Origin of the sequence: Nonomuraea antri, from assembly GCF_013283785.1 — a bacterium.
Classification (GTDB): domain Bacteria; phylum Actinomycetota; class Actinomycetes; order Streptosporangiales; family Streptosporangiaceae; genus Nonomuraea; species Nonomuraea antri.
In genome coordinates this window covers 1-13,568 of sequence record NZ_JABCPZ010000085.1, presented here as the reverse complement: position 1 = coordinate 13,568, position 13,568 = coordinate 1, and the positions used below count along the sequence as shown (strand labels likewise).

Genomic DNA, 13,568 nt, shown 5'->3' with positions numbered 1-13,568 from the left:
AGTATTCGTGTACGAGTAGCAACATCAAGCGCCGAAGGACGTGCGGCCGGGCCGAACGATGCTGCGACACCCGAGCCACACCGAAAGCCCGAAGCCCGCGAAGCGGAAGCCCGGCCATGAGCTGGCACCGGCGACGACGGCCGCGCCCCCGCCACGGGCCGACCATGGGGAGCAGATCACGATGAAGACCGCCACGACGAAGACCGTGACCTCGAAGGACGGCACCACCATCGCCTACCACGAGCTCGGCGCCGGCCCCGGCCTGGTGCTGCTGCACGGCGCGATACAGACCGGGCACAGCAACATCGAGCTGGCGCGGGCCCTGTCCGGCTCCTTCACCTGTTACCTGCCCGACCGGCGGGGACGCGGCGCCAGCGGCCCGTCCGGCCCCGACTACGGGCTCGGCCGGGAGGTGGAGGACCTGGCGGCGCTGGTGACGGCCACCGGCGCGCGCCGGGTCCTGGGCGTGAGCTCGGGGGCGATCATCGCGTTGCGTGCCGCGCCGGCACTGCCCGCGCTGCGCAAGGCCGTCATCTTCGAGCCGCCGCTCGACCTCGGCGGGTCGAACCCGACCGGCTGGCTGCCCGGCTTCGACCGCGACATCGCCGCGGGACGCACCGCGGCGGCGCTGGTCACCGGGATGAAGGCGGCCAGGCTCGGGCCGCCGGTGTTCGCGTATCTGCCGCGCGGGCTGCTGGAGCGGCTCACCTCGGCCATGCTCGTCCAGCAGGACAAGAGGCCCGTGCCGGGCGAGTCGACGTTCCGCGAGCTGGCGCCCAGCCTGCACAACGACGCGTCGCTGGTCGCCGAGACGTCCGACGACCTGGACGTCTACCGGGGCGTGGACGCGGAGGTGCTGCTGCTGGGCGGCTCCAAGAGCCCGGCCTACCTGAGGAACGCGCTGACGGCGCTGGAGGGGGTGCTGCCGAACGCGCGCCGGGTGATCATGCCGGGGCTGGGGCACAGCGCCACGTCCAACGCGGCGGCACGCGGCCGCCCGGAGACGGTGGCCCGCGCCGTCCGCGACTTCCTCACCTGACCGAACCCGCCGCCCCCAAAACCGAACCCAAAACAAAAACCAAACCCGAAACCAAAACCCGAACCCCGACCGAACCTGCTGAACCCAAGCCCGAACCCGAACCCGACCGGGCTACCCGAAAAGGTCAGGAGGCGGTGAGGGCGCGCAGGAAGGTGGCGGCCACCGGGGCGGCCACCTTGCCGCCGCCCCCGCCGCCCTCCACCACCACGGCGAACGCAACGTCCCCCCGAAAGCCCATGAACCAGGCATGGCTGTCGAGCTTCTCGCCGGTGCCGTACTCGGCCGTGCCGGTCTTGCCGTGGGTGCCCGAGGGCAGCCCGGCCGCCTTCGCGGTGCCCTTGGTGACGACCGCCGCCATCATCGCGTGCAGCTCGTCCTTGACGCCGCGCGGCAGCCGCCGTTCGGCCGCCTTCTGCTTCACCCCGGGCACCAGCGTGGGCGGACGCCAGGTGCCGTCGGCGATGGCCGCGGCGACCGAGGCCATCGACAGCGGGCTGGCGGTGATCCTGGCCTGCCCGAACGACTCGGCGGCCAGCTCGGCGTCGGACTCGGCGCGCGGGAAGCTGGCCTTGGTGGCAGGCAGCCCGATGCTGAGCGGCTGGTTGAAGCCGACGCTCTCGGCCGTCTTGAGCAGTTTGTCGGCGCCGAGCCGCTGTTCGGCCAGCGGGGCGAAGGTGGTGTTGCAGGAGTGGGCGAAGGAGTCGAGGAACGACAGCGACCCGAACTCCGCCTTCTCCGAGTTGCGGATCTTCAGCCCGCCGACGGTGGCGTACTGCGGGCAGGTCACGGTGTCCTGCGGTGACAGGCCGGCCGCCAGCAGCCCGATCGCGGTGACCGCCTTGAACGTCGAGCCGGGCGGGTAGCGTCCGTCGAGTGCCCGGTTGAAGCCGCCCCGGTTGTTGACCACGGCCAGGATCTCACCGGTGCTCGGCCTGATGGCGACCATCGACGTCGGCTTGGGCAGGTCCTTGACGGCCGTGACGGCCGCGGCCTGGGTGCGCGGGTCGAGGCTGGTCTGCAGCGGCTCGCCCTTGGCGCCGACGATCTTCTCCAGCGTCGTCTCGCCGAGCTGGATCTCCGTGCTCGGCGCGCCGGCCAGCCGCTCCTGGAAGGTCTCCTGCAGGCCGCCGCGGCCGACCGCCTGCCCGACCTTGTACGAGGAGCCGAGGCGGGCGACGTCCTTCTTGGTGGCCTTGTCGAGGAAGCCGACGAGCTGCTGCACGGATCCGCCGACCGCGCCGCTGTCGATGCGGTCGCCGGCGGCGTCGGTGATGGCGGCACGTTCCGGCCAGCTCGTCTTGAGCGCGAACGCGCCCGTGCCGGTGTAGGAGGGGTGCAGGGTCTTCGGCGTCCAGTCGATCTTCCAGGTGCGGTCGGCCACGATGAGGTCGAGTTGCCCCTTGTAGGACCATCTGCCGACGTTCTTGAGCGTCATCGTGGCCCGGTAGGGCACGCTGGCGCGGCCGTCGCGCTCGGTGACGGCCCCGAGTTCGATCTCGGTCGACTCCACCGCGAGCGCGGTGCGCTGCTGGTCGTAGACGCCCAGTTGCCGCGGCGTGGCCAGCTCGGCGCTCATGCGTGCCTGGTCGCCCGCCTGCCAGGCCGCGGCGAAGCGTTGCGCCGTCTCGGCGGGCGTGCCCCTGGTGTGCAGGACGTAGTACAGCCCACCGGCCGCGGCTCCCACCGCGAGCACGCTGGCGCCGGACACGATCGCGATGGTACGCCCACGCGCCACTGCTCAGCCCCCTGTCGTCGGCAACAGGTACCCGAGCTTAGTAGCGACAATTCACGACATGCCATGGGCGGCCTTGAAGCTGGCCGCATACGTCGGGACATACTCCTGACCAGATAGCCCCTGGATGGCGGCCATGATCTCGTCGGTGACGCGGCGCCGGTCGCGGGCCTTGGTGTGATCGCCCTCGAAGCGCAACGGCTCGCCGATGGAGATGCCGATCTTGGCCGGACGGGGCATCTTGGCGCCGACGGGCAGCACCCTCTCGGTGCCGCTGAGCGCCACGGGCAGGACCGGCGCGCCGGTCTTGAGCGCCAGCCAGGCCACGCCGATCTTGCCCCGGTAGAGCCGGCCGTCGGGCGACCGGGTGCCCTCGGGGTGGATGCCGAACAGCTCGCCGCGCTCCAGCAGGTCGGCGGCCGCGTCGAGCATGGCCTGCGCGGCGTGGGCGCTCTCCCGGTCGATCGGCAGGCTGCCGCCGAGGCGCATGAAGAATCCGGAGACCGGGTTGCCGTTGAAGTACTCGTCCTTGGCGGTGAAGGTGACGTGCCGGGGCAGCAGCGCGGGCAGCAGGAACGAGTCGAGCACGGACAAGTGGTTGGCGGCCAGGATCGCGGGCCCGCTCCTCGGCACGTTGGCCGCGCCGGAGATGCTCGGGCGGCACATCGCGTGAGCGAGGGGCGCGGCGGCGAACTTGACCACTTGGTACAGCAACGGGCTCTCCTGGATCTTCGGGCGTCGGCCACCCCACCATAAAGCAGGCGCCCCGCGGGTGGGCGGGGCGCCGGAAAGCATTGAGGCCGCTGTGGTGGTCGCCTCCTCGGCGAGATGCACAACACGGCTCCAGCCGAACGGTATTCCGTGAAGGCGGTAATTTGCGGCCCGGGGGACACATCCACAGCGGCCTATCCAGATTAACGGACGCGGGGTGGCCGCTATTCCATCGCGCCCCAAGAATCGGTCACGATCTCCCGCCGGAGCGAACCACCCCCTGGCACACGAGAGCCCGCCCGGCCGGAAAGGCACGGGCGGACCGGTACCAGAAGCTGAAACGCGGGATGACGACGGCTCAGAAGGAGGCGGCGGCCAGCGCGACCGCGGAGGCGGCCTCGTGGCGGAGCACCATGATCAGGAGTGTGGCGACCAGCGTGGCGATGAGCAGCCAGCTGATCAGGATGATGACGGTGGAGCGGCGAGGCTTGTGTCTTCTGCCCCCGCTGTCGCCCTTGGCCTTCGCCTCGCTGCGACGCACCCGCTCGTTGAAGGACTCGAGCCTCGCCACGAGTCGCGGATCGTCGTCGACGAGGTGCCGTTCGATCTGGGCCAGCATTCGTTCCTCGTCCTGCGACCAGGCCATGGATGCACCTCCGGAACGCAAGCTCTGTGGCGTCTTTCTGCCCAACCCTGAAGATCATTAGCCCCCGCCTGACCGGTTAATTGCCACCTCTTTTCGTTTGCGATCACCGTCGAACCTTTGTTCTAATCATGGGATGCGCTGGGACAACCTGCGCCTGACCGACGCCGGTCAGGACGATCCGGCCGTGCCGTTGTTCGCCCGCGGCGCGGTCACTCGCACGTTCGACACCCCCGAATTCGCGGGCACGACCTTCTACGAGATCCAGGCTCGTTCGATCATCAACCGGGTGCCGGGCGCGAGCCGGGTCCCGTTCGAATACACCATCAACCCCTACCGAGGCTGCGGCCATCGCTGTATTTACTGTTTTGCCCGAAAAACGCACGAATATCTGGATTTGGATGCCGGGGCGGACTTCGACTCGAAGATCGTCGTGAAGGTGAACGCCGCCGAGCTGGCCCGCAGGGAGCTGGCCGCACCGCGCTGGCGCGGCGCGCACGTCGCGATGGGCACGAACGTCGACTGCTACCAGCGCGCCGAAGGCCGCTACCGGCTGATGCGCGGCATCCTGGAGGCGCTGCGCGACGCGGCCAACCCGTTCTCCGTCCTCACCAAGGGCACCCTGATCCTGCGCGACCTCGACCTGCTCACCGAGGCCGCCGAGGTGACCGACGTGAGCGCCGCGCTGTCGGTCGGCTTCGTCGACCCCGACGTCTGGCGCGCGGTCGAGCCCGGCACCCCGAACCCGCTCCGCCGGCTGGAGGTCTGCGCCACGCTCAACGAGCACGGCATCGGCTGCGGCGTCCTGATGGCGCCGATCCTGCCGTACCTGACCGACTCCCCCGCCCAGCTCGAGCGCACGGTCAAGGAGATCGCGCGGGCGGGCGCCACGCACGTGTCGCCGATCGTGCTGCACCTGCGCCCGGGCGCGCGCGAATGGTGGCTGGCCTGGCTCTCGCGCGCGCACCCGCGCCTGGTGCCGCGCTACCTGGAGCTGTACGGGCGCGGCGCCTACGCCCCGGCCGCCTACCAGTCCCGCGTCACCGAGCAGGTCAAGGAGCTGGCCCGCAGGCACGGCATCGGCGGGGGCAGGAACAGGCGATCCGCGCCGCGCCCGACGCCCGGCCGTCCTCCGGCGGCCGCCGGCCCGCAGCAGCTCACCCTGATGTAACCACAAGGGCGGTATGTCGGGTTTCGGCGCTGAATGGGTATCAACGGCCTTGGTGTGCCAATCCAGTGCACCTCACCGTTCGGGGGGAACCATGGCAGACACGAAGAAGAAACCCGCCACCAAGTCGGGCAAGGCGAAGAAGCAGGCCATCAAGTCGAACAGGCAGGCCAAGGAGACCAAGAAGGAAGCCAGCCGCAGGACGACGGACGAAACGTAACCGAGTGAAATGATCAGGCAGCCGAGGGGCGGTGACCCCCGGCTGTCTGATCCCTATGGAGTCACATGTCCGCCTATCTGCGTTTTCCCGCGGTCTTCCAGGACGTGGTCGTCTTCGCCGCCGAGGACGACCTGTGGATGGTCTCCGCCCAGGGCGGCCGCGCCTTCCGCCTGACCGCCGGCGCCGCCGAGGCCGGTTACCCGCGCATCTCGCCGCGCGGCGACCAGATCGCCTTCGTCGGCCGCGAGGAGGGCCCGGAAGAGGTGTACGTCATGCCGTCCGACGGCGGCGCGGTCCGGCGCGTCACCTTCCACGGCGCCCGCTGCACCGTCACCGGCTGGGACCACGACGGCCGCATCCTGTACGCCAGCGACACGGCCCAGCCCTTCGAGGGCCGCAAGTGGCTGCACCGGGTCATTCCCGGCGGGGTGCCCGAACGGCTGCCGTACGGGCCGGCCAACTCCATCGCCTACGGCCCGCGCCACATGATCGTGCTCGGCCGCAACACCGCCGACCCGGCCCGCTGGAAGCGTTACCGCGGCGGCACGGTCGGCGACCTGTGGATCGACCCCGACGGCGACGGCGAGTTCCGCCGTCTCATCAAGCTGCCGGGCAACCTGGCCTCGCCCTGCTGGAGCGGCGAGCGGGTCTGCTTCCTGTCGGACCACGAAGGCGTCGGCAACGTCTACTCCTGCACCCCCGACGGCCAGGACCTGCGCAAGCACACGCATCACCACGACTACTACGCGCGCAACCTGTCCAGCGACGGGCACCGCCTGGTCTACCACGCCGGCGCCGACCTCTACCTGCTCGACCCGGGCGCGGAGCGGCCGCGCAAGCTCGACGTGCGGCTGGCCAGCTCGCGCACCCAGCGCAACCGCCGCTTCGTCGACGCCGACGACTACCTCGACGGCGCCACGCTCTCCCCCGACGGCAGCGCGCTGGCCGTCACCGCGCGCGGCAAGGCGTACGCGCTGGCCGACTGGGAGGGCCCGGTACGCCAGCACGGCGCGCCCGACGGCGTCCGCTACCGCTTCCTGACCTGGCTCAACGACGGCGTCCGGCTCATCGCGGCGGCCAGCGACGACGCCGCCGAGGAGAAGCTGGTGATCCTCGAGGGCCACGAGGGCGAGAGCGGCCGCGAGATCGCCAGGCTCGGCCGGGTCAACGACCTGGTGCCCGACCCCGCCCACGACCGGGTGGCCGTCATCAACCACCGCGACGAGCTGCACCTGCTCGACCTCGACAGCGGCGACAGCGTGCTGGTCGAGGCCAACCCGCACGGCCCGCCGGAAGACCCGGCCTGGGCGCCCGACGGCTCCTGGCTGGCCTACTCCAGCCCGCTCAACTCCCAGACCAGCGCCATCAAGCTCTTCCATCCCGAGACAGGGCGCACCGTGCCCGCCACCGAGCCGGTGCTCAAGGACACCCGGCCCGCCTTCGACCCCGAGGGCCGCTACCTGTACTTCATCGGGCAGCGCGTCTTCTCGCCGGTCTACGACCAGCTCCAGTTCGACCTGGGCTTCCCGCTGGGCACCCGGCCGTACGTGATCGCGTTGCGGTCTGACGTCCGCGACCCGTTCGTGCCGGAGCAGCGCCCGCTCGACGCCGAGGCCGACGGCGAGGAGGACGAGGAGGAGGACGACCAGCCGCTGCGCATCGACCTGGACGGCCTGACCCGCCGCCTCACCGCCTTCCCGCTGCCGGAGGGCCGCTACGAGCGGGTGGCCGGGCTCAAGGGCAAGGCGCTGCTGCTGACCAGCCCGCTGGAGGGCGAGACGAGCCTGCACCTGTACGACTTCGCCAAGCAGAAGAACGAGACCTTCGCCGACGGCGTCACCGGCTTCGAGCTGGGCCGCGACCACAAGACCTTGCTCTACCGTGCGGGCAACCGGCTGCGCGTGGTCAAGGCCGGCGAGGTCCCCGAGCACGACGACGACCCGCCGGGGCGCGAGAGCGGCTGGATCGACCTGTCGCGGGTGAAGGTGTCGGTCCAGCCTGAGGCCGAGTGGCGGCAGATGTTCCGCGAGGCCTGGCGGCTGCAGCTGGAGAACTTCTGGAGCGAGGACATGGCGGGCATCGACTGGCCGGCCGTGCACGACCGCTACCGTCCGCTGGTCGAGCGCGTCACCACCCGCGGCGAGTTCTCCGACCTGCTGTGGGAGCTGCACGGCGAGCTGGCCACCAGCCACGCCTACGAGAGCGGCGGCGAATACCGTCCCGGCCCCGACTACAGCCAGGGCAAGCTGGGCGTCGACTGGGACCTGCGCGACGGCGTCTACCACATCCGCGCCGTCGTCACCGGCGACCCGTGGGACCCGCTGGCAACCTCGCCGCTCAACCGGCTCGGTCTCGACGTGCGTCCTGGCGACGCGGTGCTGGCCATCAACGGCGCGCCGATCGACGCCCGCGACGGCGGCGCCACCCCGAACGAGCGCCTGGTCAACCAGGCCGGCGAGGAGGTGGAGCTGACGTTGCGGCGCGGCGACGACACGTTCACCGCGACCGTGCGCGCCCTGGCCGACGAGCAGCCGGCCCGCTACCGCGACTGGGTCAACCTCAACCGCGCCGAGTGCCACCAGCGTTCCGGCGGCCGGGTCGGCTACCTGCACGTCCCGGACATGGGCACCGAGGGCTTCGCCGAGTTCCACCGCGGCTTCCTGACCGAGTACGACCGTCACGCCCTCATCGTGGACGTGCGGTTCAACGGCGGCGGCCACGTCTCGGCGCTGCTGCTGGAGAAGCTGGCCCGCCGCCGGCTCGGCTACGACTACCCGCGCTGGGGCGATCCCGAGCCGTACCCGCCGGAGTCGCCGCGCGGGCCGCTGGTGGCCCTCACGAACGAGTACGCCGGCTCCGACGGCGACATCTTCAGCCACACCTTCAAGCTGCTCGGGCTCGGCCCGCTGGTCGGCAAGCGCACCTGGGGCGGCGTGATCGGCATCTGGCCGCGCCACCAGCTCGCCGACGGCACCGTCACCACCCAGCCGGAGTTCTCCTTCGCCTTCGACGACGTCGGCTGGCAGGTCGAGAACTACGGCACCGACCCCGACATCGAGGTCGACATCACCCCGCAGGACTACGCCAGAGGCGTGGACACGCAGCTGGAACGGGCCATCGACGTGGCGCTCGACCTGCTGGCCGCGCACCCCCCGCACACTCCCAATCCCGCACATCGGCCAAGAATGCAACCTTAAGCCGTTAAACGGCGTCTAAAGATCATGTACGGGGATAGCGCCACGGGGATGAACGGCGCTCTCCGCCTTGAACCAGACGGCCGGTGGCGAGGCCCGCCTCGCCACCGGCCCCGTGTGTTGGGACTTGCGTAAGTAAGGGGGACTTCACAAGTGCGCGCACTCGCACGCAAGGGCAAGTCGGCGATGGTCAGGTTGTACCGGGGGTACAACCGGCGCAGGCAACGCAACGCGCCGCCGCCGTCGATCCACCGCATCCGCATCCTGCTGCTGCATGCCAACGGGATGGGCGGAACCATCCGCACCGTCTTCAACCTGGCCGGTTACCTGGCCGAACACCACGACGTGGAGATCGTCTCCATTCTGCGTGAGGCCGAGGAGCCGTTCTTCCCCATCGACCCCAGGGTGAAGTTCCGCTATCTCGACGACCGGCTGCGGCCCAGCGCCGACCCGCTGCGCGCGGTGCTGTCGAAGCGGCCCAGCCGGCTCATCCCACCGGAGGAGGCGGCCTACCACCGCTTCAACCTGTGGACCGACCTCAAGCTCGCCCGCTACCTCCGCTCGCTGGACGGCGGCGTGCTCATGGGCACCAGGCCTGGGCTCAACCTGGCCATGGCCCAGCTCGCCCAGCCCGGCGTCATCACCATCGGGCAGGAGCACGTGGCCCTGCGCACCCAGCCCGAGCCGGTCCAGGAACTCATCAAGTGGCGCTACCGCCGCCTCGACGCGCTGGTCACCCTGACCAAGGCCGACCTGCGCGACTACCGGGAGGCCCTGCCCAAGAAGCCCAGGCGGCTGGCGCGCATCCCCAACGCCGTCCCGCCGATGACCGGGGAGGTGGCCAAGCTCGACGCCAAGGTGGCCGTCGCGGTCGGCCGCATGACCCGCATCAAGGGCTTTCACCGGCTCATCACCGCCTGGGAGACGGTCGCCGCCGCGCACCCCGACTGGAAGCTGCGCATCTTCGGCGACGGCCCGCAGGCCGACAACCTGCGTCAGCAGGTGGTGGACGCGGGCCTGGAAGGCAAGGTCGAGCTGCCGGGGCCGACCCCGGACGTGGGCGCCGAGCTGGAGCGCTCCTCCATCTACGTGATGAGCTCCAGGCACGAGGGCTTCTCCATGACGATCCTGGAGGCGATGGCCAAGGGGCTGGCGATCGTCAGCTTCAACAGCCCGCACGGCCCCAAGGAGCTGATCACCGACGGGTTCGACGGGCTGCTGGTCAAGCCCCGCACCAACGCCAACCTGGCGGAGGCGATCATGCGGGTCATCAGCGACGAGCAGTTACGCCACGACCTGGCGGCGGGCGCGCAGGACACCGCGCAGACCTACGACGTGGCGGCGGTCGGCGAGCAGTGGGACGCGCTGCTCGAGGAGCTGCTCGCCCGGCGCAACGGCACCTGGGTCAAGAAGCCGCCCGCCCCCGCCCCCTGACCGGTTCCCGAGGTGGTCACGCGCGGTCGCGGTCCGAGCCGGTCAGCTCGACCGGCTCGGCGATGACGTCCACCAGCGCCCCGTTCCGGTACACGGTGATCGGCAGCGGACGGCCGATCGCGTCGGCGAACATCAGCCGCTGCAGGCTCTGCGCGTCGCCCACCGGGCTGCGTCCGGCACTCAACACCAGGTCGCCGGCCCGCAGCCCGGCCCGGTGCGCGGGCGAGCCCGCCACCACCTCGACGACCCGCAGCGCCCCGTCCTGCCCGGTACGCCGGCGCAGCGGCTCGGGCAGGGGCGCGGGCGAGGTCACCAGGCCGAGGAACGCGCGGCGCACCCGGCCGTCCCTGATCAGCGCCGCGATGATCGACCGGGTGGTGGCGTTCATCGGCACCGCCAGGCCCACGCCGATCCCGGCCACGGCCGTGTTGATGCCGACCACGCGGGCCCGCGAGTCGGCCAGCGCGCCGCCCGAGTTACCGGGGTTGAGCGCGGCGTCGGTCTGGATGACGTCCTCGATGAGCCGCACCGCCGCGCCGCTGCGCGCCGGCAGCGACCGGCCCAGCCCGGACACCACGCCGGCGGTGACGGAACCGGTCAGCCCGAGCGGGTTGCCCACCGCGACGACGAGCTGGCCCACGACCAGCTCGTCGCTGTCGCCCAGCGTGGCGGGGGCGGGCGTGGCCGTCTGCGCCCTGATCACCGCCAGGTCCGACAGCGGGTCGCGGCCCACCACCTGGAAGTCGCCGGACGTCCCGTCGGCGAACGCCACGGTCCCCGACCTGGACGAGCCCACCACGTGCGCGTTCGTCAGCAGGAAGCCGTCGGCGGTGAACACCACCGCCGACCCGCTGCCCCGCCCGGCCCGCACGCCGGCCACCTTCGGCAGCAGCTCCGCGGCGACGGAGGAGACCACCCGGGAATAGGCGTCAAGGGGTTCGGACATCGACCGCTCCCAGCCTTCGAGGGGATTACCTGATTACACCGTAACTCCGCGCCGAGGGCGGCGGGTGATCAGGTCAGCGCCTGGGCCAGGACCGCGCCCAGCGACGCCGCGCCCAGCCCGGCCACGATGCTGACCAGCGCGTTGGCCGCCGCCTGCAGCCGCGCCCCCTGCTCCACCAGCCGCACCGTCTCGAACCCCAGCGTCGAGTACGTCGTCAGCGCCCCGCAGAACCCGGTGCCCACCAGCGCGAGCACGCCCTCGCCCACGTCCATCCCGGCCACGAACCCGAGCACCGCCGAACCGGCCACGTTCACCGACAGCGTGCCCCACGGGAACACCGAGTCGTGCCGCGCCTGCACCGCGCGGTCGGCCAGGTAGCGCAGCGGCGCGCCGACCGCCGCGCCCAGCACGACGAGCAGGATCGTCACCGCCCCACTCCCGCCAGCCGCCTGGTCACCAGCATGCCGAGCGTGACCGCCGCCAGCGCGGCCGCCATCGTCGCCGCCAGGTACGCCAGCGCCGTCACCGGCGCCCCCGCCGCGACCACCGCGCGCGACTCCACCACGTACGTGGAGAACGTGGTGAACCCGCCCAGCACGCCCACCCCCAGGAACGGCCGCACCAGCCGATGCGCCCGGCCAACCTCCGTGATCAGCACCATCAGCACCCCGATGAGCAGGCAGCCCGACACGTTCACCCAGAACGTCGCCCACGGGAACCCGGCCGGCCGGGCCGGCCAGGCCGACTGCGCCCAGAACCGCGCCGACGCGCCCAGCGCCCCGCCCGCCGCGATCATCGCCAGCACCGGCCAGCGCGACTCCGGACGCAGCTCGGCCCGCTGCTCCGGCACATGGAGATCCACGTCGGGATCGATCGGCCGCTCCGCCATCCGCCCTCCTTGTGTCAAAAGGCTCGTGCGCGGGAATTCTCTAGACAACTGCGCACGGGTCAAGACTCGGAGGCGTGCGTGAGCACAAAGGACGCGGTCGCTCTGCTGGCCGGCGCCGTCATCGTCGTCTCACTCATCGGCAGCGCCAAGACGCCGCCCGCCGCCACGGCGGCCAGCCCGCTCGGCAACAGCGCGGGCACGCTCCCGGGTCTGGCCCCCATCATCTCCGACGCCGACAAGAGCGCCGCCCGCGACCTCATCCAGGGCCTGCGCGTCAAGGGCCGCGGCCCCAACACCGGCTACGACCGGCTCGAGTACGGCGAGAACTGGGCCGACACCGCCCGCGGCGTGCCCTACGCCCGCAACGGCTGCCGCACCCGCGACGACCTGCTGGCCCGCGACGGGCGCGACATCCGCTACCGGCCGGGCAGCACCTGCGAGGTCGTCGCCATGGAGCTGACCGACCCCTACACCGGCAGGATCATCCACTGGCGCATCGACCGCGCCGACGAGATCCAGGTCGACCACGTGGTGCCGCTCAACTACGGCTGGCGCATGGGCGCGCCCCGCTGGCCCATGTCCAAGCGGCTCGCCTTCGCCAACGACCCGCTCAACCTGCTGCCCGTCTACGGCCGGGCCAACGAGCAGAAGGACGCCTCGGGCCCGGCGAGCTGGCTGCCGCCGCAGCGCCGGGTCCGCTGCGCCTACGTCACCCGCTTCGCCCAGGTCGCGCTCAAGTACGACCTGCCGGTCACCAGGGCCGACAAGCGGGCCATGCTCGACCAGTGCCGATGACCGCGGCTGGCATGAGTCAGCGCGGGTCGGCCCAGTCGAAGCCGCGCCTGAACGTCTGCTCGGCCAGCACCCTCTGCCCGAGCTCGTTCGGGTGGAAGAAGTCCCACTTGCTCACGTGCTGCAGGGTGAACGGGAAGGAGAAGACCGCGCCGCCGTCACTGCGGCACATCGACCCCAGCCGCGCGCACGCCTCGGCCGCCTGCCGGTTGTAGGCCTGGACGCGGGCCCGCACCCGATCCCGCCTGGCCGTGTCGGCCGCCTTCACCGACACCGGGTTCGCCAGCATGGTCTGGCAGATCCTGGCCGTCGTCCAGAACGTCCGCGCCACCGGGTTCGACCTGCCCACCTGCCACAGCCGGCGCAGGTCGGGCACGCTCGCCAGGAAGACGCGCGCCCGCGGGAGCTGGGCGCGCAGTTCGCTCAGCGCCGCGTCCATCCGCCGCCGGTAGACCTCGATCGGGGTCATGTCCTTCTCCGCGCGCACGCACGCGTCCTGGGCGCCGATGAGGATCGTCACGTAGTCGGCCTTGGCCGCCACCGCCTTGCGCACCTGGCCCATCAGGTCGGCGCTGGTCGAGCCGGGCACCGCGAAGTTCAGGTTGTGCCCCTTGATCGAGCCGCCCAGCCGGGTCAGGCGCAGGTAGTGGCTGGCCACGTCCGCGTGGTCGCCGGCGGCCCAGGAGCGCGAGGTGCACGAGACGTAGAAGCCGCAGGCGTTGAACCCGGTGCTGATCGAGTCGCCGAGCGCGGCCATCACCTCGGGCACCGGCTCGGCGGCGGCGAGGGCGGGGAGGGCA

The 13,568-nt window shown here is 71.5% G+C and carries 13 protein-coding genes; 6 read left to right on the top strand and 7 right to left on the bottom strand.

The features are described from left to right. The first annotated feature begins 181 nt into the window (after positions 1–181). The gene (locus tag HII36_RS26210) at positions 182–1,039 is read left to right on the top strand and encodes an alpha/beta fold hydrolase (protein ID WP_173525904.1); all 858 of its coding nucleotides are present in this window, start codon (positions 182–184) and stop codon (positions 1,037–1,039) included. A gap of 124 nt (positions 1,040–1,163) precedes the next feature. Here HII36_RS26210 and HII36_RS26205 read toward each other — a convergent pair whose 3' ends face one another. The 3 genes from HII36_RS26205 to HII36_RS26195 form a co-directional block, all read right to left on the bottom strand. Further along, a complete protein-coding gene (locus HII36_RS26205) occupies positions 1,164–2,747 on the bottom strand; it encodes a penicillin-binding transpeptidase domain-containing protein (RefSeq protein ID WP_328807898.1) in 1,584 nt (527 codons plus the stop codon). Between the two features lie 78 nt (positions 2,748–2,825). Then, positions 2,826–3,485 carry a lysophospholipid acyltransferase family protein gene (locus HII36_RS26200; RefSeq protein ID WP_236003874.1) on the bottom strand — a complete coding sequence of 220 codons (660 nt, stop codon included), beginning with the start codon at positions 3,483–3,485 and terminating at the stop codon, positions 2,826–2,828. Positions 3,486–3,840: 355 nt separating this feature from the next. Continuing rightward, positions 3,841–4,128: a DUF3040 domain-containing protein gene (locus HII36_RS26195; RefSeq protein WP_173525902.1), complete on the bottom strand. Its 288-nt coding sequence runs from the start codon at positions 4,126–4,128 to the stop codon at positions 3,841–3,843. A 133-nt stretch (positions 4,129–4,261) separates the two neighbouring features. On the opposite strand from HII36_RS26195, the gene HII36_RS26190 reads away from it, so the two are divergent. From HII36_RS26190 to HII36_RS26180, 4 genes are all read left to right on the top strand, one after another. Beyond that, positions 4,262–5,296: an Rv2578c family radical SAM protein gene (locus HII36_RS26190; RefSeq protein ID WP_173525901.1), complete on the top strand. Its 1,035-nt coding sequence runs from the start codon at positions 4,262–4,264 to the stop codon at positions 5,294–5,296. 91 nt (positions 5,297–5,387) lie between these two features. Continuing rightward, positions 5,388–5,513 carry a hypothetical protein gene (locus tag HII36_RS58040; RefSeq protein ID WP_268959616.1) on the top strand — a complete coding sequence of 42 codons (126 nt, stop codon included), beginning with the start codon at positions 5,388–5,390 and terminating at the stop codon, positions 5,511–5,513. A 65-nt stretch (positions 5,514–5,578) separates the two neighbouring features. Further along, on the top strand, positions 5,579–8,710 hold the full coding sequence (locus HII36_RS26185) for a S41 family peptidase (RefSeq protein ID WP_173525900.1): 3,132 nt from the start codon (positions 5,579–5,581) through the stop codon (positions 8,708–8,710). A gap of 150 nt (positions 8,711–8,860) precedes the next feature. Next, positions 8,861–10,141, top strand: coding sequence for a glycosyltransferase family 4 protein (locus tag HII36_RS26180; RefSeq protein ID WP_173525899.1), 1,281 nt, complete (start codon positions 8,861–8,863; stop codon positions 10,139–10,141). Positions 10,142–10,157: 16 nt separating this feature from the next. On the opposite strand, the gene HII36_RS26175 is transcribed toward HII36_RS26180, so the two are convergent. The 3 genes from HII36_RS26175 to HII36_RS26165 all read right to left on the bottom strand — a co-directional run bounded on the left by HII36_RS26175 (position 10,158) and on the right by HII36_RS26165 (position 11,976). Next, entirely contained in the window at positions 10,158–11,087 is a 930-nt protein-coding gene (locus tag HII36_RS26175) for a S1C family serine protease (protein WP_173525898.1), read from the bottom strand. Between the two features lie 68 nt (positions 11,088–11,155). Continuing rightward, a complete protein-coding gene (gene crcB, locus HII36_RS26170) occupies positions 11,156–11,515 on the bottom strand; it encodes a fluoride efflux transporter CrcB (protein ID WP_173525897.1) in 360 nt (119 codons plus the stop codon). Beyond that, entirely contained in the window at positions 11,512–11,976 is a 465-nt protein-coding gene (locus HII36_RS26165) for a FluC/FEX family fluoride channel (RefSeq protein ID WP_173525896.1), read from the bottom strand. Before HII36_RS26165 ends, crcB begins: the two co-directional genes overlap by 4 nt. Positions 11,977–12,054: 78 nt before the next feature. Between HII36_RS26165 and HII36_RS26160 the strand changes: the two genes are divergently transcribed. After that, entirely contained in the window at positions 12,055–12,771 is a 717-nt protein-coding gene (locus HII36_RS26160) for an HNH endonuclease family protein (protein WP_328807897.1), read from the top strand. Positions 12,772–12,787: 16 nt separating this feature from the next. On the opposite strand, the gene HII36_RS26155 is transcribed toward HII36_RS26160, so the two are convergent. Then, the coding region (locus tag HII36_RS26155) for an SGNH/GDSL hydrolase family protein (RefSeq protein ID WP_173525894.1) at positions 12,788–13,568 on the bottom strand (781 nt) is incomplete at its 5' end.